This window comes from Pseudomonas sp. FW305-3-2-15-E-TSA4, assembly GCF_058787295.1.
The window spans coordinates 66,284-89,546 of the sequence record NZ_JBYSZP010000009.1; the positions used below are offsets into that span (position 1 = coordinate 66,284).

The window sequence follows — 23,263 nt, forward strand, 5'->3', positions numbered from 1 at the left end:
TCAGGACATGACTACTGATTCAACGATCTGGCCGAGCATTTCTTCAGCCTCGGACAGGAAGTTTTCATCGCGCGGGATCTGGAAGTGCCCGCAATCCAGCCATTCACCGCCCATGCCCGGCTGGCCGAGTTGCGCCGCCAGCTCCAGTGCCTCGGCTTCGCGACCCAAGGTCCACCAGCACGTCGGGTTGACGGTCAGCGGCGCACAGCGCTCAAGCTTGAGCGACAACTGCTTGAGCCGGCGCGCCACGCTGAACACCTGCGCCAGTTCTTCGGCACCCAGCGCCACATAAGTCGACGCCCCGCGCTCGGCGCTCATGGCACGCTGGAACAGCGCGCGCAGGTTATGCGGCGTTTCTTCACCATCGATGGGCAGGCCCGGTGTGGCATCCGGCAGCGTCACCTGCAAGAAGTCGCACAGGTCGGCTTGCCAGTCATCGACAGCCCCGGCGTCGACCGCCGCCGACGGCACGAAGCTGTCGACCAGCCCGACAAACTTGACCTGTTGCCCGGCCTGCTCCAGTTGCGCGGCGATCAACATCGCCAGCGTACCGCCCAGCGACCAGCCCAACAGGTGGTAAGGCCCCTGCGGCTGTTTCTGACGAATCTGCGCCAGGTAATCACTCGCCATCTCGTGCAACGATGTGTCGTTGAACGTCGGATCCAGCAGCATCCGCGACTGAATCGCCAACACCTGACGTTGACCGCTCAAGCGCCGCGCCAGCGGCTCGTAGTCGAACACCGTGCCGAAGCCGGCGTGGAGGCAGAACAGCGGCGCCACGCCCTTGACCTCGGCGTTCATCGCCAGCAACCCGGAGGCTTTTTCCGCCGTGCCCTGAACACTCGCTACCAGTTCGCCGATGCTCGGTTTCTGCATCAGGTCGCGCAGTTTCAGGCTCAGGCCCTGAGCCTTGAGCACGCGGCTGCGAGCCACCACTTGCAGGCTGAGGATCGAGTCGCCACCCAGTTCGAAGAAATTGTCGGTGAGCCCGACCCGTTCGATTTTCAGCACCTCCTGCCAGATCTTCGCCAGGGCTTTTTCCAGCTCGGTGCGCGGCTCGACGTAGGCCAAGCGCTGTTCGGCGTCCGGATTCGGCAGGGCCTTGCGGTCGAGTTTGCCGTTCGGCGTCAGCGGCATGCGCTCAAGCACCATCAGGTGTGCCGGCACCATGTAATCCGGCAGGCTGGCCTTGAGTTGCTCGCGCAGACGTTCGCCCAAACCGTCGGCCGGCGTCTCGGCAGCGGCCAGTACATAACCGAGCAGTTGCTTGCCGCTGACACCCTCGCGGGCCACCACGGCGGCGTCACGCACGCCCGGCTGCTGCTTGAGGCGCGCTTCGATTTCACCCAGCTCGATGCGGAAACCACGGATCTTCACCTGATGGTCGATCCGCCCGAGATAGTCGACAGTGCCGTCGGCACGCTGGCGCACCAGATCGCCGGTGCGGTACAGGCGACTGCCATCGGCACTGAACGGGTTGGCGACGAAACGTTCGGCGGTGCCACCGGCACGCCCCAGATAACCGCGCGCCAACGCGCCACCCAAGTACAACTCACCGGCAATGCCGACCGGCAGCGGGTTGAGATCGCTGTCGAGCACATAACCGCTGCGCTCGCCGACCACGCTGCCGATCGGGGCATAGGCCGCGCCGCATTGATCGTCGACCGCGGCCTTCCAGATCAGCGGCGTGACCACCGTCTCGGTAGGGCCGTAGCCGTTGATGATGAACTGCGGTTGCAGTGCGCGTTTGGCCAGTTCGAAACTCGCCACCGGCACCGCGTCCCCGCCGAAGCAGTAGATCCGTACCGGCGGCGGATTGCCGTGCTGCTCAGCGTGTTCGGCCAGTTGTTGCAGGTACACCGGCGGGAACGCGGCCACGGTCACGCCATGCTGATGCAGGGCGTCGTAGGTTTGTTCGGCCGTCCACAGGCTGTCGTCGCGAATCAGCAAACGAGCGCCGTGCGTCAGGGTGGTCAGCCAGCGCTCATGCGCGCCGTCGAAGGCGAACGACATGAAGTGCAACTCGCAATCGGCTGCGCTCATTTCGTAACGCTGACCGATCGCCTGGCAGTGCATCGCCAGCGGCCCGTGCGCCACGCCGACACCTTTCGGCTGACCGGTGGAGCCGGAGGTGTAGATCACGTAGGCCAGGTTGCCCGGCTGCACCGCGACCTGCGGCGCCGAATCCGGCTGAGCGCGCAGGTCCAGTTGATCGAGTTCCAGCACATGCAGGTTGGGCTGGGTCGGCAGCACCTGACGCAGACTCGAATCGCTGAGCAGCAAGGCGATGCCCGAATCGTGCATCAGATAACTCAAGCGCTCGCGCGGATAGGTCGCGTCCAGCGGAACATAGGCGCCACCGGCCTTGAGCACCGCCAACAGCGCGACAATCATGTTTTCGCTGCGTGGCAGGGCCACACCGACCCGCACTTCCGGACCGACACCTTCGGCGATCAGCGCATGCGCCAGACGATTGGCCCGCGCTTCGATCTGGCCGTAGCTGAAGGCTTGCTCATTGAAGATCACTGCGGTTTGTTCGGCACGCTGCGCGGCCCACCCGGCAATGCGCTGGTGCACCAGCGTGGTCTGCGCTTGCGCGACAACGTCCGGCGCGGGCGCGACTTGCCCGGTCGGCAGACCGATGCGTCCCAGCGCCTGCCCGGCGTCCTGAACCAGTGCGGTGAGCAGGCCTTCCATGTTGCTGCGGATGCCTTCCACGGTCGCCAGATCAAAATGTTCGCGCAGGAACATGTACTCGATCACCAGCCCGTCTTCGAGGGTGACCATCAGGTCCATCGGGAAGTTGGTCAGGCCCGAGTTATTGATCTCGCCAAACTTCAGCGAATCATCGCGCCACTCGCGCAGCGCCTGATCGATCGGGTGGTTTTCGAACACGATGATGCTGTCGAACAGCGACTGCCCGGCACGCCCGCCCCAACGCTGGACGTCGGTCAGCGGCGTGTATTCGCGCTCGCGCATCTCCAGGTTGAAGTCCTGCAACTCGCGCAACCAGGCGCCCACGGCCTGCTCGGCCGGCACGTCCTTGATCACCGGCAAGGTGTTGATGAACAGGCCAAGGATCGATTCCGACGCCGGCAGGCTCGCCGGACGCCCCGCCACCGTGGCGCCGAACGCCACGCAACGCTGGCCGCTGTACCGGCTCAGCAGCACCAGCCAGGCGCCCTGCACCAAGGTGTTGAGGGTGATCTGCTGCGACTGGGCAAAGGCTTTCAACTGCTCGGTGCGGGTTGCGCCCAGACGGCTGTACAGCGCCTGGTGACCGCGACCGCTGCCGGTGCGCGTCACCGCGTCCGCCAGATAGGTCGGCTCGTCGAGCCGGCTCAGGTGCTGACGCCAGAAGCCTTCGCTGGCATTCGCGTCCTGCTGCTGCAGCCAGTTGATGTAACCACGGTACGGCACCGCTTCGGCCAGTGGTCGTCCGGAATACTGGCTCAGCACTTCACCGATCAACTGCGAACTGCTCCAGCCGTCGATCAGAATGTGATGGTAGGTCCAGATCAGTTGATAGCTGTGCTCGCCGACTTGCACCAGCGTCAGCCGTTGCAGCGGTGGCTGGTCAAGGTCGAAGCCCTTGGCCCGCTCGGCATCCGCCAGGCCTTGCAAGGCTTCGGCCGAATGATCCTGCTCACGCCAGTCGAGCAGACTGAACGGCAACTGCGGATCGGCGAGCACAAATTGCAGCGGCTCGGCCATGTCCTGCCAGAGGAAACCGGTGCGCAGAATGTCGTGGCGACGGCTGACGGTTTCCCACGCGGCTTGCAGACGCAGCGGCTCAAGACCCTGCACCGGAACGCTCAACTGGTTGACGTACAGGTCCGATTCCGGCGAATTCAGGCCGAGGAACAGCATGCCCTGCTGCATCGGCGACAAGCGATAGAGCCCGTCCAGATGCCCCGCCGGCAGTGGCAGTTGCGCGACTTGCGCCTCGCTCAAGCCGTGCAGCGGCAGATCGATCAGCGCCGGCTCCGGCGCCACACGCCCTTCGGCAGCCTGCACGCACAGGGCCAATTGTTGAATGGTCGGTTGCTGGAACAGGTCTTTCGGGCTCAGCTCCAGCCCTTGCTGACGGGCGCGACTGACCACTTGAATCGAGATGATCGAGTCGCCGCCCAAGGCAAAGAAACTGTCGTGGGTGCTGACCTGCTCAAGGCCCAGCACCTCTTTCCAGATCTCCACCAACGCCTGCTCGGTGGCGTTCACCGGTTCGACATGCAACTGCGCGGCACTCAGTTCCAGTGCTGGCAGGCGCTTGCGGTCGATCTTGCCGTTGGGGGTCAGCGGCAGTTGCGCCAGCCACAGGCGATGGCTCGGCACCATGTAATCCGGCAGGGTCGCACCCAGCCAATTGCCGAGGGCTTGCTGCAGTTCGGCCTGTTGCTCGGCGCTGGCGTCGATGATCGCCGGATCGCTCGGCACCAGATAGGCAATCAGTTGCTGACTGCCCGACACTTCGCTGGCCACGACCACCGCTTCACGCACGGCGGCATGCGCCAGCAGACGCGCTTCAATTTCGCCCAGCTCGATACGCAAGCCGCGAATTTTCACCTGATGGTCGATCCGGCCCATGTACTCCAGTTCGCCCTCCTCGCGCTCACGAATCAGGTCGCCGGTGCGGTACATGCGCTCGCCGTTACCGACGAAAGGATTCGGCACGAAGCGCTCGGCGGTCATCGCCGCACGTCCCAGATAACCGCGAGTGATGCCGGCGCCGGACAGGTACAGCTCTGCCGAAACGCCTTGCGGCACCGCGTGCAGATCGGCATCCAGCAGATGACTGGCGCTGTGCTCGAGCGCGCGCCCGATCCGTGCCTGACCACCGGCACTGCGGCGGGTCCAGGTCGAATAGGTGGTGTCTTCCGATGGGCCGTACAGGTCGTAGACGTGCTCGACGGTTGACTGCTGATACAGCGCATCGACCAAGGCTTGCTTCAGCGGCTCACCCGCCAGATTGATGATGCGCACGCTTGGCGGAATCTGCCCGGCACGCTGCAGCGCGGCAATCGCCGACGGCACAGTGTTGATCAGACGCACCTGATCGCGAGCCGGCAGTTGCGCAAGCTCCAGTGCATTACGCGCGATGATCAGCGAACCACCGTTGGCGAGAGTGACAAACAGCTCCCAGACCGACAGGTCGAAACACACCGACGTCGAGGCCAGCACGCCTTGGATGTCGTCGCGGCTGTAGACCTTGGCCGACCAGTCGATCAGCGCCATGACGTTGCGATGGGCAATCGCCACGCCTTTCGGTTTGCCGGTGGAGCCGGAGGTGTAGATCACGTAGGCGAGGTTGTTCGGCTGCACTTTGGTGTGTGGTGCAACAGCCGAATAATCGCTCAACGAAAGCTGATCCATCAGCAGCACTTGCGTATCGCCCGGCACGCTCAGGGTCGCGGCAACCGCCTGTTCGGTCAGCAACACCCGCGCCCGGCTGTCCTCCAGCATGTAGGCAACGCGATCCGCCGGGTAATCCGGGTCCAGCGGCACGTACGCACCGCCAGCCTTGAGCACCGCAAGCAAGGCAATCAGCAACTGCTCGGAACGCGGCATCGCCACGCCCACGCGCACTTCCGGGCCGACACCCAGCTCAAGCAGTTTGTGCGCCAGACGATTGGCCTGGGCATCCAGTTCGGCGTAGGTCAGTTGCTTATGGGCGAAGGTTACCGCCAAGGCATCCGGGATCGCCGCTACCTGACGGGCGATGGCTTGATGGATGCACTGCTCGGTGGCGAAATCGCTGTTCACCGACGGGTTGTGTTCGATCAGGTTCAGTTCGCTGAGCGAACGCTCCCCCGACTCGCTCATCTGCCCGAGCAAACGCTGCAGATACCCGGCCAGTTGCACCACGCTGTGTGCGGCAAAGCTTTCGCACTGGTAGCTGAAGTGCATCGACAATTCGTCGCTCAAGTGCACCAGCAGCGTCAGCGGGTAGTTGGTCTGCTCATGATTGTGGATTTCACCGAAGCGCAGTTCTTGTGGTGCGCCCTGCGCCAGCGCCTCGGACACCGGGTAGTTCTCGAACACCAGAATGTTGTCGAACAGCGCCTCACCGTTGCGCTCGGCCCAGCGCTGAATGTCGAACAGCGGGGTGTGCTCATGCTCTCGCAAGGCCAGGTTCTGCGCCTGCACGCTCTGCAACCATTCGCCAACGCTCGATGGCGACTGCGGACTAGCGATGACCGGCAAGGTGTTGATGAACAGACCGATCTGCTGCTCGACGCCTTTGAGCTCGGCCGGACGCCCCGCCACCGTGGCGCCGAACGCCACACACGGCTGGCCGGTCAGGCGCTGCAACAGCAGCAGCCATGCCGCCTGAATCAGCGTGTTGAGGGTGACTTTCTGCTGGCGCGCAAACTCGCCCAGACGCCGCGTCTGCTCAGCATCGAGTACGCAGAAATGTTCACCGTGGCCGTCGCGCGGTGCATCGCCGCGCTGCGCCTGCAACGCTTGCGCCAGCAAGGTCGGCGCTTGCAGGTCAGCCAGTTGTGCGGTCCAGTAACGCTCGCTGGCCTGCACGTCTTGGCGCTGCAGCCATTCGATGTAATCGCGATAACGTCCGGCCAGTGGCGGCTGGGCAACCCCGCTGTAGCGCTGCAGGACTTCACCAAGCAATTGCGAGTTGCTCCAGCCGTCCATCAGGATGTGGTGGTTGGTGTAGATCAAGTGGCAGCGCTGCTCGTCCAGACGCACCACGACCATGCGCAACAGCGGCCCTTGGCTCAGGTCGAAACCTTGCGCCTGTTCGGCTGCGGCCAGCGCATTCAGATCGCTCTGACAATCGTCGCGATCACGCCAGTCGAGGACGCGGAACGGCATGTCCAGTTGCTTGTGCACCACTTGCACCGGACGCGCCAGTTCACCCTGCCAGACAAAGCTGCTGCGCAGGATGTCGTGGTTGTCCACCGCCGCTTGCCAGGCCTGCTGGAAGCGTTGCGGATCGAGGCCTTCGACATCGAGCCGGACCTGGTTGATGTAATCGCCGGTGGCCTGCTCGTAGAGGCTGTGGAACAACATGCCCTGCTGCATCGCCGACAGCGGATACACATCGGCGACCTGGCGCGGCGCCAGCGGAAACTGATCGAGCTGCGTCTGCGTCAGGCCAGCCAACGGGAAGTCCGACGGGGTCAGGCCTTCGACGCCCGGGGTCAGGCAATGGCCGATCAATGCCGCGAGTTCTGCGGCGTAATCTGCGGCCAGGGCTTCGATCACCGCGCTGTCGAAGCGCTCACTACTGAACGTCCAGCCCACCCGCAGCTCGCCGCCATACACCTGACCGTTGAGGGTCAACCAGTTGCCCAGCGGCGCCTCCGGGCTCTGATCGAGGCCGGCGTTGTCCGGCGACGGCACGAACAGCGCAGCCTCGTCGCCAGCGAAACTGCCGTCGAACTGCCCAAGGTAGTTGAAGGTGATGCGCGGGCTCGGCAAGGCCTGCAGGCTCTGCTGCGCGCGGGCATCACCGAGGTAACGCAAGGCGCCGAAACCGATGCCCTTGTTGGGGATCGAGCGCAGTTGTTCCTTGATCTGCTTGATCGACTCGTCAAGCGTGTCTGCCGGCGTCAGGCGCACCGGGAACAGGCTGGTGAACCAGCCCACCGTGCGGGTCAGATCGACACCGTCGAACAGTTCTTCGCGGCCATGGCCTTCGAGCTGGATCAGCGTCGACGCCTGCCCGCTCCAGCGTCCAATGACTCGCGCCAGCGCCGTCAGCAACAGGTCGTTGACCTGAGTGCGGTATGCCGCCGGGGCCTCTTGCAGCAGTTGCCGTGTCAGCTCGGCGCCGAGCCGGGTTTGTACGGTCTGGGCCAGACGGTTGTCCTGACTGGCGTCAACGCGTTTGCACGGCAGATCGGTACTTACATCGCTCAGGCAGGCCTGCCAATAATCCAGTTCGGCCTGCAACGCCGGGCTGTTGGCGTAACGCTGCAAATGCTCGCCCCAGTCCTTGAAGGCGCTGGTCCGGGACGGCAGGCTCAACGGCTGATCATTCAGCAATTGCTGATAAGCGTTTTGCAGGTCTTCCAGCAGAATCCGCCACGACACGCCGTCCACCGCCAGGTGATGAATCACCAACTGCAAACGCTGCGTGCCATCGGCCAGATTCGCCAGTACCGCACGCAGCAACGGCCCGTGTTGCAGATCGAGACTGCGCTGGGCGCGATTACCCAAGGCCTCAAGGGCGGCGGCATCGGCCACGTCCTCCTGCCAGAGCAGGTGCTGCGGCAGCGCTTCGACCGCGCGGTGCTCGGCCTGCCACACGCCATCGCGCTGGGTGAAGCTCAGGCGTAAGGCATCGTGATGAGCCACCAGTGCGCGCAACACTTGCTCGAGTTTTTCAGCGTCCAGCGCCTGCCGCGGTTGCAGCAGCACCGACTGGTTCCAGTGATGACGCTGCGGAATTTCGTCGGCGAAGAACTGCTGCTGGATCGGCAGCAGCAACGCTGCACCGCTCGCGGCTTGCTGATCAATCGTCGATTCGTCGCCACCCCACTGCGCGACCAGTGCCAGACGCTGTACGGTCTGGTGCTGGAACAGGTCTTTGGGATTGAGGCGGATGCCGGCCTGACGGGCGCGGCTGACCACCTGAATCGAGATGATCGAGTCGCCGCCCAATTCGAAGAAGTTGTCGTTGATCCCGACTTGCGGCAGCTTCAGTACGTCTTGCCAGATCGCGGCCAGACCCTGCTCCATCGCGCTTTGCGGCGCCTGATAGGCCTGCTGTGACTGGCTGGCGTCGGGTGACGGCAAGGCGCTGCGGTTGAGTTTGCCGTTGGCGGTCAACGGCAATTGCGCCAGCAGCAACAGGTGCGCCGGAACCATGTGATCCGGCAGATTGGCCTTGAGTTCGGCACGCACGCTGTCGCGCCACAGCGCCTGTTCGGCCGGGCTTGCGTCGAGCAGCGCGGCGTCGCCTGGCACCAGATATGCCACCAGTTGCTGCCCACTGAGGCCCGGCTGCGCCAGCACCACGGCCTGGCGCACGGCAGCCTGTTCCAGCAGTTGCGCTTCGATCTCGCCGAGTTCGATACGGAAACCGCGAATTTTCACCTGATGGTCGATCCGGCCGATGTATTCGATCACGCCGTCGGCGCGATAGCGCGCCAGGTCACCGGTACGGTAAAGACGCCCGCCATCGGCGGCGAACGGGTCGGGAATAAAGCGCAGGCTGGTCAGATCCGCGCGGTTCAGGTAACCGCGAGCCAGGCCGGCACGACCGACGTACAGCTCACCGATGCAACCTTTGGCGACGGGATTCAGATCTCCGTCGAGCAGATACCAGGACAGGTCCGGGATCGGTTCGCCGATCGGGCTGCTGGCGTCACGCTGCAAGTCGGCCAGCGAAATCGGCCGGTAGGTCACGTGCACGGTGGTTTCGGTGATGCCGTACATGTTGATCAGCTGCGGTGCCTGATCGCCGAAACGCTCGAACCACGGACGCAGGCTCTTGACCTCCAGCGCCTCGCCGCCGAACACCACGTAACGCAGCGCCAGTGCTTGCGTCGCGTGTTCGGGGGCACAGGCCACTTGCATCAATTGCTTGAACGCCGACGGCGTCTGGTTCAGAACGGTGACGCCTTCACGGCAGAGCAAGGCGAAGAAATCTTCCGGCGAACGGCTGACCTCGTAAGGCACCACCAGCAGTTTGCCGCCGTACAGCAGCGCCCCGAAAATCTCCCACACCGAGAAATCGAACGCGTAGGAATGGAACAGGCTCCAGACATCCGTGGCGCCGAAATCGAACCACGCATCAGTGGCCTCAAAAAGGCGCAGCACGTTGCGATGGGCCAGCAACGTGCCCTTCGGCTGACCGGTGGAGCCGGAGGTGTAGATCACGTAAGCCAGGTTGTCCGGACTCATGCGTACGTGCGGATTGCTGTCGCTGTAGCCTTCCAGACCGTCACGTTCCTGATCGAGCATCAGGCTGCGCAGCGAATCCGGCACCGGCAGACGCCCCAGCAGATGACTCTGGGTCAGCAGCAAGGCGATGCCGCTGTCGCCGATCATGTAGCTCAGGCGTTCTTCCGGGTACGTCGGGTCCAGCGGCACATAGGCGCCGCCGGCCTTGAGAATCGCCAGTAGGCCGACCAGCATGTCGAGGCTGCGCTCCACCGCCAGACCGACGCGCACGTCCGGGCCGACACCGCTGGCAATCAGCTTGTGGGCCAACTGGTTGGCGCGGCTGTTGAGTTCGCCGTAGCTCAGGGACTGCCCGGCACAGCTCACGGCAATCGCTTGCGGGGCGCGGGCGGCTTGTTGTTCGATCAATTGATGCAAGCACTGCTCGCTCGGGAAATCGCGGATGGCCGGGTTCCACTGCTGCAAGGTCGCCGCGCGTTCGGCGGCGTCATGCAGCGGCAGTTCGGCGATGCGTTGAGCGCTGTCGGCAACGATGCCTTGCAGCAGATGGGTCCAGTGTTGCGCCAGACGTTCGATGGTCTCGAGGTCGAACAGGTCGGTGGCATAGGTCAGCTCGGCCCAGACGTTGTCGCTCGATTCAAAGGTGTTCAGGGTCAGGTCGAACTGCGCTGTATTGGACGCCCAAGGCAAGCCTTCAATTGCCAGGTTCGGCAGCCGCGTGGCGCCCTGCGCCTGACGCACCTGGCTCTGGTGGTTGTGCATCACCTGGAACAATGGGCTGTGGCTGAGGCTGCGCTCCGGTTGCAGCGCGTCGACTAGTTGTTCAAACGGCAGATCCTGATGCGCCTGGGCGCCGAGCACCGTATTTTTCACTTGTTGCAGCAGGCTGCGGAACGTCTGCTGACTGTCGAACTCGGCCTTCAGAACCTGGGTGTTGACGAAGAAACCGATCAGGCCTTCGGTCTCGACCCGGTTGCGGTTGGCCACCGGCACTCCGACGCGGATATCGGCCTGACCGCTGTAGCGATGCAGCAAGGTCTGGAACGACGCCAGCAACAGCGCAAACAGCGTGACGTTTTCGCGCTGCGCCAGTTGCTTGAGCGCGGTGGCCAGTTCGAGGCTCAGCGGGATATCGCGACGGGCGCCACGATAGCTCTGCTCGGCTGGACGCGGACGGTCGGTCGGCAACTCCAGCAGCGGTTGATCACCATCGCCGAGTTGTGCGGCCCAGTAGCTCAATTGACGCTCGCGTTCACCGGCGTCCATCCACTGTTTCTGCCACACGGCGTAGTCGGCGTATTGCACCGGCAGCGCCGGCAATTGCACGTTCTGGCCCTGGCTGTAGGCGGCATACAACGCCACCAGCTCATCGACCATGACATTCATCGACCAGCCATCGGAGACGATGTGATGCAGGGTGATGACCAGTGCGTGGTCATCGGCGGCCAGACGCAGCAGTTTGACCCGCAGCAACGGGCCTTGCTGCAGATTGAACAGGTGCAGGGTTTCGGCGGCGACCAGCGCTTGCAGCGCCGCCTCGTCGAGCTCCGCTGCCACGTCCTGCACCTGCAGATCGAGCGTGCCGTGAGCCTGGATCACTTGCAGGGTCTGGCCCTGCTGTTCGACGAAGCAGGTGCGCAGGGATTCATGGCGCTCGATCAGCGCGTCGAAGCTGCGCTGCAACGCCGGCAGATCCAGTTCACCGCGCAGACGCAGCGCCGCCGGCACGTGATAAGCGGTGCTGGTCGGTTCCAGTTGCCAGAGGAACCATTGACGCTCCTGGGCATAGGACAGCGCCAGCGGTTGCTGGCGTGGCAAGGCAACAATCGGCGGCTCCCGATGCGCCTGATCGACACCCAGCGCGGCGACGAAGTCTTCCAGCGTGCTGTGTTCGAACAACGTGCGCAGCGGCACTTGAACGTTCAGCGCCTGACGCACCCGCGAAACCACTTGCGTGACCAGCAACGAGTGGCCGCCCAGTTCAAAGAAGTTATCGCTCAGGCCCACGCGATCAAGCTTGAGCACCGCTTGCCAGATCTCGGCGACGCTGTGCTGAGTGGCGGTTTGCGGGGCGATGTAAGTCGATTGCAACTGGCTGGCGTCAGGTGCCGGCAAGGCTTTGCGGTCGACTTTGCCGTTCGGCGTCAGCGGCAGTTGCGCGAGGAACAACAGGTGCGCCGGCACCATGTATTCCGGCAGCTCGGCCTTGAGGCTGGCTTTCAATGCGGCGCGCAGTTCGCCTTCATCAAAAGCGTCGGCGGTCGGCACCACATAGCCGACCAGTTGCGGGCCGGTCGGGCCATCCTGAGCGACTACCACGGTTTCGCGCACGCTATCGAGGGCGAGCAAACGCGCTTCGATCTCGCCGAGTTCAATCCGGAAACCACGGATTTTCACCTGGTGGTCGATCCGCCCGATGTACTCGATCACGCCCTCGGCGCGGTAACGGGTCAGGTCGCCGGTGCGGTACAGACGCGCGCCGGTTTTCGAAAAGGGATCGGGGACAAAACGTTCGGCGGTCAGGCTCGGGCGCTGGAAGTAACCACGAGCGAGGCCGTCGCCGCCGATCAGCAGCTCACCCGGGGCGCCGAGCGGATTGAGCTCAAGGTCGCTACCGAGGATGTACAACGCGGTGTTGTCGATCGGCGTGCCGAGGAATGGACGGCTGCTGTCCGCACTCAAGGCGTGCTGCGCCGACCAGATAGTGGTTTCGGTCGGGCCGTAGAGGTTCCACACGCTCGGCGTCAGTGCGAGCATGCGTTGCGCCAGTTCCTGCGACAGCGCTTCACCGCCACAGAGGAACGTGCGGCCTGCCAGGATCGGCGCCTGTTCATTGTCCAGCAGCATGCGCCAGGTCGAGGGCGTGGCTTGCAGCGCCGTCACGCCATGACGCTCGATCAGTTCGAGCACCGCTTGCGGGTCTTGATGTACATCCTTGCCGGTCAGCACCACACAGGCGCCGGCCAGCAATGGGCCGTAGATTTCCAGGCCGAAAATATCAAACGAAAAGGTGGTCAGCGACAGCATGCGATCGGCGGCCACGATGCCCGGCTGCTCGATCATGCTCGCGACAAAGTTGCTCAGCGCCGCGTGGCGCACCATCACGCCTTTGGGTTTGCCGGTGGAACCGGAGGTGTAGATCGTGTAGGCCAGATGCTCGCCATTGACTGCCACTTCCGGCGCGGTCTGTGGATAAGCCGCCAGCCAATCGTGCGATTGATCGAGCAACAGGCTTTGCACGCCCGGCGGGATTGGCAACTGTGCCTGCAAATGGCTTTGGGTCAGCAGCAATTGCAGGCCGCTGTCCTCAATCATGTAGGCCAGGCGATCCTGTGGATACGCCGGGTCCAGCGGCACATAAGCACCACCGGCCTTGAGGATCGCCAGCAGGCCGACGATCATTTCCACACTGCGTTCGACGGCGATACCGACCAGTTGATCCGGGCCGACACCGGCCTCGATCAGCTTGTGCGCCAGTTGACTGGAGCGGGCATCCAGCTCGCCGTAGCTCAGCACGTCTTCGCCGATGATCAGTGCAGTGGCCTGCGGCGTTTGCTGCGCACGCCGGGAGAAATCCTGCTGCACACATTCGGCTTGCGCAGTGCGGTCGGCGCTGCGCAACCAGTCCTGCAACAACACGCCGTGCTCGGCGCTTTCCAGCAACGGCAATTCGCCGACGCGCTGGCTCGGTGCGGCGACGATACCGCGCAGCAGGTTCTGCCAATGACGTGCCAGACGCTCGACGGTTTCAGCTTTGAACAGATCGGTGGCGTAGGTCAGCTCGGCGGCAAAGCCGTCGCTGGACTCGTAGGTATTCAGCGTCAGGTCGAACTGCGCGGTGCGCCCTTCCCACTGCACATCCTCGACACTCAGCTGCGGCAACTGCGCCGCGCTGCGGCCCTGATCACGGCTGGTCTGGTGGTTGAACATCACCTGGAACACCGGGCTGTGGCTCAGGCTGCGCTCCGGTTGCAGGGCTTCGATCAGTTGCTCGAACGGCAGGTCCTGATGCGCCTGCGCATCCATCGCCGCCTGCTTGACCTGAGCCAGCAACTGGTTGAACGGCAACTGCCCGCTGACCTCGGCATTCAGCACCTGCGTGTTGACGAAGAAGCCGATCAGGCCTTCGGTCTCGACCCGGTTGCGGTTGGCGGTCGGCACCCCGACGCGAATCTGCGCCTGACCGCTGTAGCGATGCAACAACGCCTGGAACGACGCCAGCAGCAGCATGAACAGGCTCGCACCTTCGCGCTGCGCCAGCTGTTTGAGGGCGTCACCGAGGTCAGCCGGCAGGTTCAGTTCCAGCCGCGCACCGCGCAGGCTTTGCACGGCCGGACGCGGGAAATCGATCGGCAGCTCCAGCACCGGCTGCTCGCCGCCCAGGGTCTTGACCCAGTAGGCCAACTGGCGCTCGCGCTCGCCCGCTTCCAGCCAGTGCCGCTGCCAGATCGCGTAGTCGGCGTATTGCACTTCCAGTTCCGGCAGGCTCAGCGGCTGCCCGGCGGTGTCGGCGGCGTAATGCTGGATCAGCTCGTTGACCAGGACTTTGATCGACCAGCCATCGGAGATGATGTGGTGCTGGATCAGCACCAGTACATGATCGTCCGGTGCCACTTCGAGCAGCGCCACCCGCAGCAGCGGGCCCTGCTGTAAATTGAACGGACGTGCGGTTTCGCTCTCGACAAAGGCCTTGATCGCGGCGTCTTCCCCGGCGGCGTCGAGGCCCTCCGGCAATGGCGTCAGGCTGATGCTCAGCGGCAGCTGCGGGTGAATCACCTGGCAAAAGCTTTCACCCTGTTCGGCGAAAGTGGTACGCAAGCTTTCGTGACGCGCCGCCACCGCGTTGAAGCTGCCCTCCAGCGCCGCCACATCCAGCCGCCCCTTGAGGCGCAGGGCGCTGGGGATGTGATACGCGGTGCTGTGCGGGTCCATTTGCCAGAGGAACAGTTGACGTTCCTGAGCGTACGACAGAGGAATCGCCGCAAACCCGGAACGTGTTTCCGGGATCGGCAGGTTGGCCGGTGAGACGCCCTCTTCGAGCATCTTTTCCAGGTACAGCTTACGTTTGTCCAGCGGCAGAGTGATAAAGCGCTTGGCTACCCTCAAAGCAACACTCTTGTCCATCAGACTTCCTCCATATCGTCAAGCAGGGCTTCCAGCTTGCTCAGTTTCTGTTCGTTGATTGCCCCGCCTCCTGTATCGAGTCGAGCGACAAAATCGCTCAGGACGGGGTGCTGGAATAACAGTTGCGGGGTCAGCGTCAGGCCCAGTTCAAGGGCCATGCGCGACACCACGTTGACCGCCAGCAGCGAGTGCCCGCCGAGTTCGAAGAAGTGATCGTTCAGACCGATGCGCTGCACTTCGAGCACTTGCTGCCAGATCGCCGCGACCTGCTGCTCAAGCTCACTGTGCGGCGCGACATACGCGGCCTGCATCTGGCTGGCATCGACCGCCGGCAGGGCCTTGCGGTCGAGTTTGCCGTTGGGGGTCAGTGGCAACTGCTCAAGGAACAGCAGGTGCGCGGGAATCATGTAGTCAGGTAACGAAGACTTGAGGCCAGTCTTTAGTCCCTCGCGCAGTTGCCGCTGCGCGTCCCCGTCGTGCATCTCCAGTGATGGGGCGACCACATACGCCACCAGTTGCGCGCCGGTGTCGCTTTCGACGGCCAGCACCGCCGCCTCGCTGACTGCCGGTTGCGTGAGCAATCGCGCCTCGATCTCCCCCAGTTCGATGCGGAATCCACGAATTTTCACCTGATGGTCGATCCGGCCCATGTACTCCAGCTCGCCCGCTTCACGCTCACGAATCAGGTCGCCGGTGCGGTACATGCGCTCGCCGTTGCCGACGAAAGGATTCGGTACGAAGCGCTCAGCGGTCATCGCCGCACGCCCCAGATAACCGCGCGTGATGCCGGCGCCGGACAGGTACAGCTCGGCCGAAACACCCTGCGGAACCGCGTGCAAATCGGCATCCAACAGATGGCTGGCGCTGTGCTCGAGCGCACGACCAATCCGCGCCTGGCCACCAGCAATGCGGCGGGTCCAGGTCGAATAGGTGGTGTCTTCCGACGGGCCGTACAGGTCGTAGACGTGCTCGACCGTCGACTGCTGATACAACGCCTCCACCAGCGCTTGTTTCAGCGGTTCACCCGCCAGATTGATGATGCGCACGCTTGGCGGAATCTGCCCGGCACGCTGTAGCGCAGCAATCGCCGACGGCACAGTGTTGATCAGGCGCACCTGATCGCGGGCCGGCAGTTGCGGCAGCTCCAAGGCATTACGGGCGATGATCAGCGAGCCGCCGTTGGCGAGAGTGACAAACAGCTCCCAGACCGACAGGTCGAAGCACACCGACGTCGAGGCCAGCACGCCTTGAATGTCATCACGGCTGTAGACCTTGGCCGACCAGTCGATCAGCGCCATGACGTTGCGATGGGCAATGGCTACGCCTTTCGGTTTGCCGGTGGAGCCGGAGGTGTAGATCACGTAGGCGAGGTTATCCGGCTGCACCGCAGTCTGTGGTGCAACAGCCGAATAGCCGCTTAGCGAAACCTGATCCATCAGCAACACTTGGGTATTGCCCGGCACGCTCAGGGTCGCGGCAACCGCCTGTTCGGTGAGCAACACCCGCGCGCGGCTGTCTTCGAGCATGTAGGCCACGCGATCCGCCGGATAGTCCGGGTCGAGCGGCACGTAAGCGCCACCCGCCTTGAGCACCGCGAGCAAGGCAATCAGCAACTGCTCGGAACGCGGCATCGCCACGCCCACGCGCACTTCCGGGCCGACGCCCAGCTCAAGCAGCTTGTGCGCCAGACGATTGGCCTGCGCGTCCAGTTCGGCGTAGGTCAACTTCGTATTGGCGAAGGTCACCGCCAAGGCATCCGGGGTCGCCGCCACCTGATTGGCGATGGCTTGATGGATGCACTGCTCGGTAACGAAATCGCTGTTCACTTGCGGGCCGTGTTCAATCAGGTTCAGTTCACTGAGCGAACGTTCCCCGCCATCCGCCATCTGGCTCAGCAGACGCTGCAGATGCGCGCCCAACTGCGCCACGCTGGCCGCAGCGAAGCTGTCGCGCTGATAACTGAAATGCACCGACAGTTGCGCGCCCATGTTCACCAGCAGGGTCAGCGGATAGTTGGTCTGCTCCTGATTGGCCACCGCGCCGAAGCGCAGACCTTGCGGCGCACCGCGTTCCAGTGCTTCGCCGATCGGGTAGTTCTCGAACACCATCAGGCTGTCGAACAGCGCGTCACCGCCCTGCCCGGCCCAGCGCTGAATATCCGCCAGTGGTGTGTGTTCGAACTCGCGCGAGGCGAGGTTCTGCGCCTGTACTGCTTGCAGCCAGGCGATCACGCTCTGCTGCGCGGACGGCGCAGCGATCACCGGCAGCGTGTTGATGAACAGGCCGATCTGCGCTTCGGCCCCCGGCAGATCCGCCGGACGCCCGGCGACGGTGGCGCCGAACGCCACGCAATCCTTGCCGGTGTAGCGCTGCAACAGCAGCAGCCACGCCGCTTGCACCACGGTGTTGACGGTGACTTTCGCGGCCCGGGCAAACTCGACCAGGCGCTGGCTCAGCTCAGCGTCCAGCACCTGGTAATGATCGCCGTAACCCACGCTCGGCAAACCGGCCTGCGGCCGCGCGATGGCATTGGCCAGGCGTGTTGGCTCCTGCAAATTGCCCAGCGTCATCCGCCAGTAGGCTTGCGCCGCCGCGCCATCCTGACGTTGCAGCCAGGCGATGTAATCACGGTAGCGACCCGCGCCACGGGCGACCGCTTCGCCGCTGTAATGCTGCAACACTTCACCGAGCAACTGCGCGCTGCTCCAGCCGTCCATCAGGATGTGATGGTTGGTGTAGATCAGGTGATAACGCTCGGCTGCAGTGCGCACCAGCACCAGGCGCATCAGCGGCGCACAGCTCAGGTCCAGACCCAGGGCGCGCTCCTCATCGGCGAGGGTTTGCAGCGCTGCTTCCAGATCAGTTCTGCCGTGCCAGTCGAGCACGCTGAACGGCACCTCGACCTGACGCTGCACCACTTGCACCGGTTGCGGCAGATCGCCTTGCCAGAAGAAGCCGCTGCGCAGGATGTCATGCGCATCCACCGCCGCCTGCCACGCTGCGCGGAAGCGTTGCGGATCGACGCCGTCGACGTCCAGGCGCATCTGGTTGATGTAGTCGCCATTGCCGTGTTCGAGCAAGGTGTGGAACAGCATGCCCTGCTGCATCGGCGACAGCGGATAGATGTCGTCAATGCCTTGCGGCTCCAGCACCAGCGCGTCCAGTTGCGCTTGCGACAGTTGCGCCAGCGGGAAGTCCGACGGCGTCACGCCACGGTTGGTACTGTCGCAGCAGTGGCCGATCAGCGCGGTCAGTTCCTGCACATAGTCGTCGGCCAGACGCTGGATGGTGGCGGTGTCGAACATCGCGCCGCTGTAGGTCCAGCTCAGGTCCAGCTCACCGCCGAACACCTTGCTGTTGAGCGCCAGCGGATTGCCCAGCGGCCCTTGCAGATTGACCTCTGCGCCGCCGGACTCGCTGGTCGGCACGAACAGGGCATCGCTGGCAGCGTCGAAGCTGCCGTCGAACTGGCCGAGGTAGTTGAAAGTCAGGCGCGGCGCCGGCAAGGCTTGCAGGGTGGCACGCGCCGGCTCATCACCAAGGTGCGCGAGTGCGCCGAAGCCGATGCCCTTGTGGGGAATCGCCCGCAGCTGCTCCTTGATCTGTTTGAGCGAGGCGCCGAGTTCGGCGGCCGGTGCCAGACGTGCCGGGAATACGCTGGTGAACCAGCCCACTGTGCGAGTCAGATCGATGTGTTCGAACAGGTCTTCGCGACCATGGCCCTCAAGCAACACCAACGCATTGTCGTCACCGGTCCAGCGCACCAGCACCCGCGCCAGCGCGGTCAGCAACAGGTCGTTGACCTGGGTGCGATAGGCCGCCGGAGCTTCCTGCAACAGCTGACGGGTCAGGGTCTGATCCAGTTTGCTGCGCAGGGTCAGTGCCTGATCGTGTTGCTGACCACCCTGCGGCCGGTCGTAAGGCAAAGCCGCCGAAGCGCCCTGCAACTGCTGCTGCCAGAAGCCCAGTTCGGCCTGCAACGCAGGCGTTGTGGCGTAGTCCTGCAACGCTGCCGCCCAAGCTTTGACTGCGCTGGTTTTCGCCGGCAATTGCACAGGCTTACCTGCGAGGAGCTGGCGATAAGCGTTTTGCAGATCTTCGAAGAGAATCCGCCACGACACGCCATCGACCACCAGGTGATGGACGATCAGCAGCAGGCGCTGACTGCCATCAGCCAGGTTCGCCAGCACCGCGCGGATCAGCGAACCGCCGCTCAGTTGCAGACTGCGCTGGGCCTTGTCGCCCAGTGCCTCAAGGGCGGCGAGATCAGCGACCTCGACTTGCCAGAGAATGGTTTCCCCCGCTTGCGTGGCGACGTCGCGGTAGTGCGCCGACCAACCCGCGGCCTGCTCGACAAAGTCCAGACGCAAACTGTCGTGCTGAACGATCAACGCATCCAGCGCTTGCTCCAGTGCCTGAGCATCCAACGCCTGCGTCGGCTTGAGCATCACCGACTGGTTCCAGTGGTGACGGTCGGGAATCGCTTCGGCGAAGAATGCCTGATGAATCGGCAACAGCGCGGTTTCACCGGTTTGCGCATGCTGATCGATAGGCTGCACCGCCTCGCCGGTCTGCGCGACTGTAGCGAGGGCCTGAATGGTCTGGTGCTGGAACAGGTCTTTGGGACTGAAGCGGATCCCGGCCTGCCGCGCCCGGCTGACCACCTGAATCGAGATGATCGAGTCGCCGCCCAGTTCGAAGAAGTTGTCGCTGACACCGACTTGCTCAAGCTTGAGCACGTCTTGCCAGATCGCCGCCAGTTGTTGCTCCAGCGCCGTCTGTGGGGCGACATAGGTCTGTTGCAGTTGGCTGACGTCCGGTTTTGGCAGGTTCTTGCGATCGAGCTTGCCGTTCGGCGTCAGCGGCATGCGCTCAAGACGCAGGACATACGCCGGCACCATGTGCGCCGGCAGGCTGGCCTTGAGCTGCGCGCGCAGGTGGTCGGTGAACTCGGCACTCGCTGAATCGCCGACCACGTAGGCCACCAGACGCTTGCCACTGCCGGCACTGCCTTCCTGCGCCACGACCACCGCTTCACGCACGCCGTCGAGGGCTTGCAGCGCCGCTTCGACTTCGCCCAGTTCGATACGGAAACCGCGAATCTTCACCTGATTGTCGATGCGATCCAGATAGTCGAACGTGCCGTCGACACGCTGGCGCACCAGGTCGCCGGTGCGATAGAGCAAGCCGCCATTTGCGCTGAACGGGTCGGCGACAAAACGCTCGGCGGTCAGCCCCGGACGGTTCAGATAACCCCGCGCCAACCCGGTACCACCGAGGTACAGCTCACCGGCCATGCCTTGTGGCAGCAGGTTCAGATCGGCGTCGAGCACGTAGGCGCTGCGGTCGCCGATCCGGCTGCCGATCGGCGCGTAAGCGGCACCGCATGGCTCTTCACGGCCAGCCTTCCAGATCAACGGCGTGACCACGGTTTCGGTCGGGCCGTAGCCGTTGATGATGTAGTCCGGATCGAGGGCGCGTTTGACCCGTTCGAAACTGGCGCTCGGCACCGCATCGCCGCCGAAGCAATAGATCCGCACCTTCGGCGGGCTGCCGACACGCTCGGCGTGTTCGGCCAGTTGTTGCAGGTACACCGGCGGGAACGCGACCACGCTCACGCCGTGTTCAATCATCGCGTTGTAGGTCTGCTCCGGCGTCCACAATGTGTCGTCACGAATCAGCAGCGAAGCCCCGTGGGTCAGGCTGGTCAGCCAGCGTTCGTGGGCACCGTCGAAGGCGAACGACATGAAGTGGAATTCGCAGTCGCTGTCGCGCATTTCGTAGCGCTGACCGATGGCCTGGCAATGCATCGCCAGTGGGCCGTGGGCAACGCTGACGCCTTTCGGATTGCCGGTGGAACCGGAGGTGTAGATCACGTACGCGAGATTGTGCGGATCGACTGCCACCTGTGGCGCCGTGATCGGCAACTGGCGCAGGTCGAGACGATCCAGCTCCAGCAATGGCACCGATTCGGCCACCGGCAATTGCGCCGATACCGACGAATCGCTGATCAGCAGCGCCAGCCCCGAATCCTCAATCAGATAGGCCAGGCGTTCACGCGGATAACTGGTGTCCAGCGGCACATAGGCACCGCCGGCCTTGAGCACCGCCAGCAGCACGACGATCACCGCCTCGCTGCGCGGCAGGGCCACGCCGACCCGAGTCTCGGCGCCGACGCCACGGGCGATCAGCGCGTGAGCCAGTTGATTGGCACGCTGCTCGATCTCGCCATAACTGAAATGCTGACCGTTGAAGATCACCGCGGTGCGCTGCGGACGCTCGGCCGCCAGCGCAGCAATGCGCTGATGCACCGCGATGTCTAGCGGGTACGGCTGCGGCTGGTTTTCGGCTTGCTGGCGGGCATGCTCTTGCGCGCTGGCCAGAGCGATTTCGCCAAGGTTGCGCTCGGCCGACAGCGCAAACTGTTCAAGCAATTGCAGCAGATGGGCACTGATGCCTTCGATCACCTCAGCGGCAAACTGGCTGCGGTCGAAGCTGTAGTGCAGCGCCAGTTGCTGACCGAGGGTGACCGCCACGCTCAGGGCGTAGTGGGTCTGCTCAAGGTTGCCGACATCACCGAACTTCAGGCCCTGCCCGGCCTGACTCAGCGCCTGGGCGACCGGGTAGTTTTCGAACACCAGAATGTTGTCGAACAGCGCTTCCCCGCCCTGCCCGGCCCAGCGCTGGATGTCCGCCAGCGGCGTGTGTTCGAAGTCGCGCAGGCTGAGGTTTTGCGCCTGCACCGCTTGCAGCCATTGGCCAACGCTTTGGTCCGGACGCGGCGCGCCGATCACCGGCAGGGTGTTGATGAACAGGCCGACTTGCTGCTCGATGCCCGGCAAATCCGCCGGACGCCCGGCCACGGTCGCACCGAACGCCACCGCCTCGTGACCGGTGTAGCGCTGCAGCAACAGCAGCCACGCAGCTTGCACGAGAGTGTTGACGGTGACTTTCTGCTGCCGGGCAAACGCTTCCAGCGCCTGAGTGCGCGGCACGTCCAGCGTCAGGTAATGGTCACCGTGGCCGCTGTCGCCTTCGCCGCCGGTAGCGGCGCGGGCCAGTCGGGTCGGCTCTTGCAGCGCGGCCAATTGACCGCTCCAGAAGTCCTGGCTCAGCTGCGCGTCCTGACGCTGCAGCCAGGCGATGTAATCGCGATACCGTCCGCCGCCATGGGCCGGGGTGCGACCGCTGTAGCGCTGCAAGACTTCGCCGAGCAACTGCGAGTTGCTCCAGCCGTCCATCAGAATGTGGTGATGGGTGTAGATCAGGTGCCATTGCTCGGCAGCGGTCTGCACCAGCACCAGACGCAGCAACGGTGCATGGCTCAGATCGAATCCTTGCTGACGCTCGGCATCGGCGAGCGCCGCGAGGGCTGCCGGCTGATCGACGCGCTGACGCCAGTCGAGGATGCTGAATGGCAACTGCACCTGCTTATGGACGATCTGTAGCGGTTGCGCCAGTTCGCCCTGCCAGACGAAACCGCTGCGCAGAATGTCCTGCGCATCGACGGTGGCCTGCCACGCGGCGCGGAAACGCTCAGGGTCAAGGCCTTGCACATCCACGCGCAACTGGTTGATGTATTCCCCCGCCGCTTGCTCGTAGAGGGTGTGGAACAGCAAACCCTGCTGCATCGGCGACAGTGGGTAGACATCATCGAGCTGACCGGCCGGCACCGGCAGCGCATCCAGTTGCGCCTGGGTCACCCGAGCCAGCGGGAAGTCCGAAGGCGTCACTTGCGCAATGGGTAGCGTGCAGCAGTGTTCGATCAGCGCCTGCAACTCGATGGCGTATTGATCGACCAGTTGCTGCACCGTGACGCTGTCGAACATCTCGCGGCTGAAGCCCCAGCTCATCGACAGTTCGCCGCCATACACCTGACCTTCCACGGTCAGCCAGTTGCCCAGAGGCGCCGACGGATCCTGCGCCACGCCGCTGGTTTCAACCGACGGCACGAACAGCGCCGTCTCGTCGAACTGGCGATCGAACTGGCCGAGGTAGTTGAAGGTGATACGCGGCTGCGGCAGCGCGGCCAGTTCGGCGCGTGCCGCCGGCGCGGCCAGATGCCGTAGCACGCCGTAACCCAGACCTTTGTCCGGCACCGCGCGCAGTTGCTCCTTGATCGCCTTGATCGAACCGTCGAGATCAGCGCCGGCGGTCAGGTTGACCGCGAACAGACTGGTGAACCAGCCCACGGTGCGGGTCAGGTCAATGTCATCGAACAGATCTTCGCGGCCATGCCCTTCCAGTTCGATCAACGTGCCCGGCT

The 23,263-nt window shown here is 63.9% G+C and carries 2 protein-coding genes (1 of these 2 only partly in view); both read right to left on the reverse strand.

Features of this window, described 5'->3' with window-relative positions:
• Positions 1-14,997 (reverse strand): non-ribosomal peptide synthetase, encoded by a 14,997-nt coding sequence (locus tag AC3WMV_RS14195; RefSeq protein WP_103368411.1) that lies wholly within the window; start codon positions 14,995-14,997, stop codon positions 1-3.
• A protein-coding gene (locus AC3WMV_RS14200; RefSeq protein ID WP_103368410.1) for a non-ribosomal peptide synthetase crosses the window boundary here: on the reverse strand, positions 14,997-23,263 show its 3' portion. Its footprint extends 4,054 nt past the window's final position; the window shows 8,267 of its 12,321 coding nt (coding positions 4,055-12,321); its start codon lies off the right edge, out of view — the gene reads right to left on this strand; its stop codon occupies positions 14,997-14,999. Before AC3WMV_RS14200 ends, AC3WMV_RS14195 begins: the two co-directional genes overlap by 1 nt.

Coding starts and splice junctions, on each gene's coding strand:
- AC3WMV_RS14195 (WP_103368411.1), bottom strand. CDS start 14,997: ATGGACAAGAGTGTTGCTTTGAGGGTAGCCAAGCGCTTTATCACTCTG.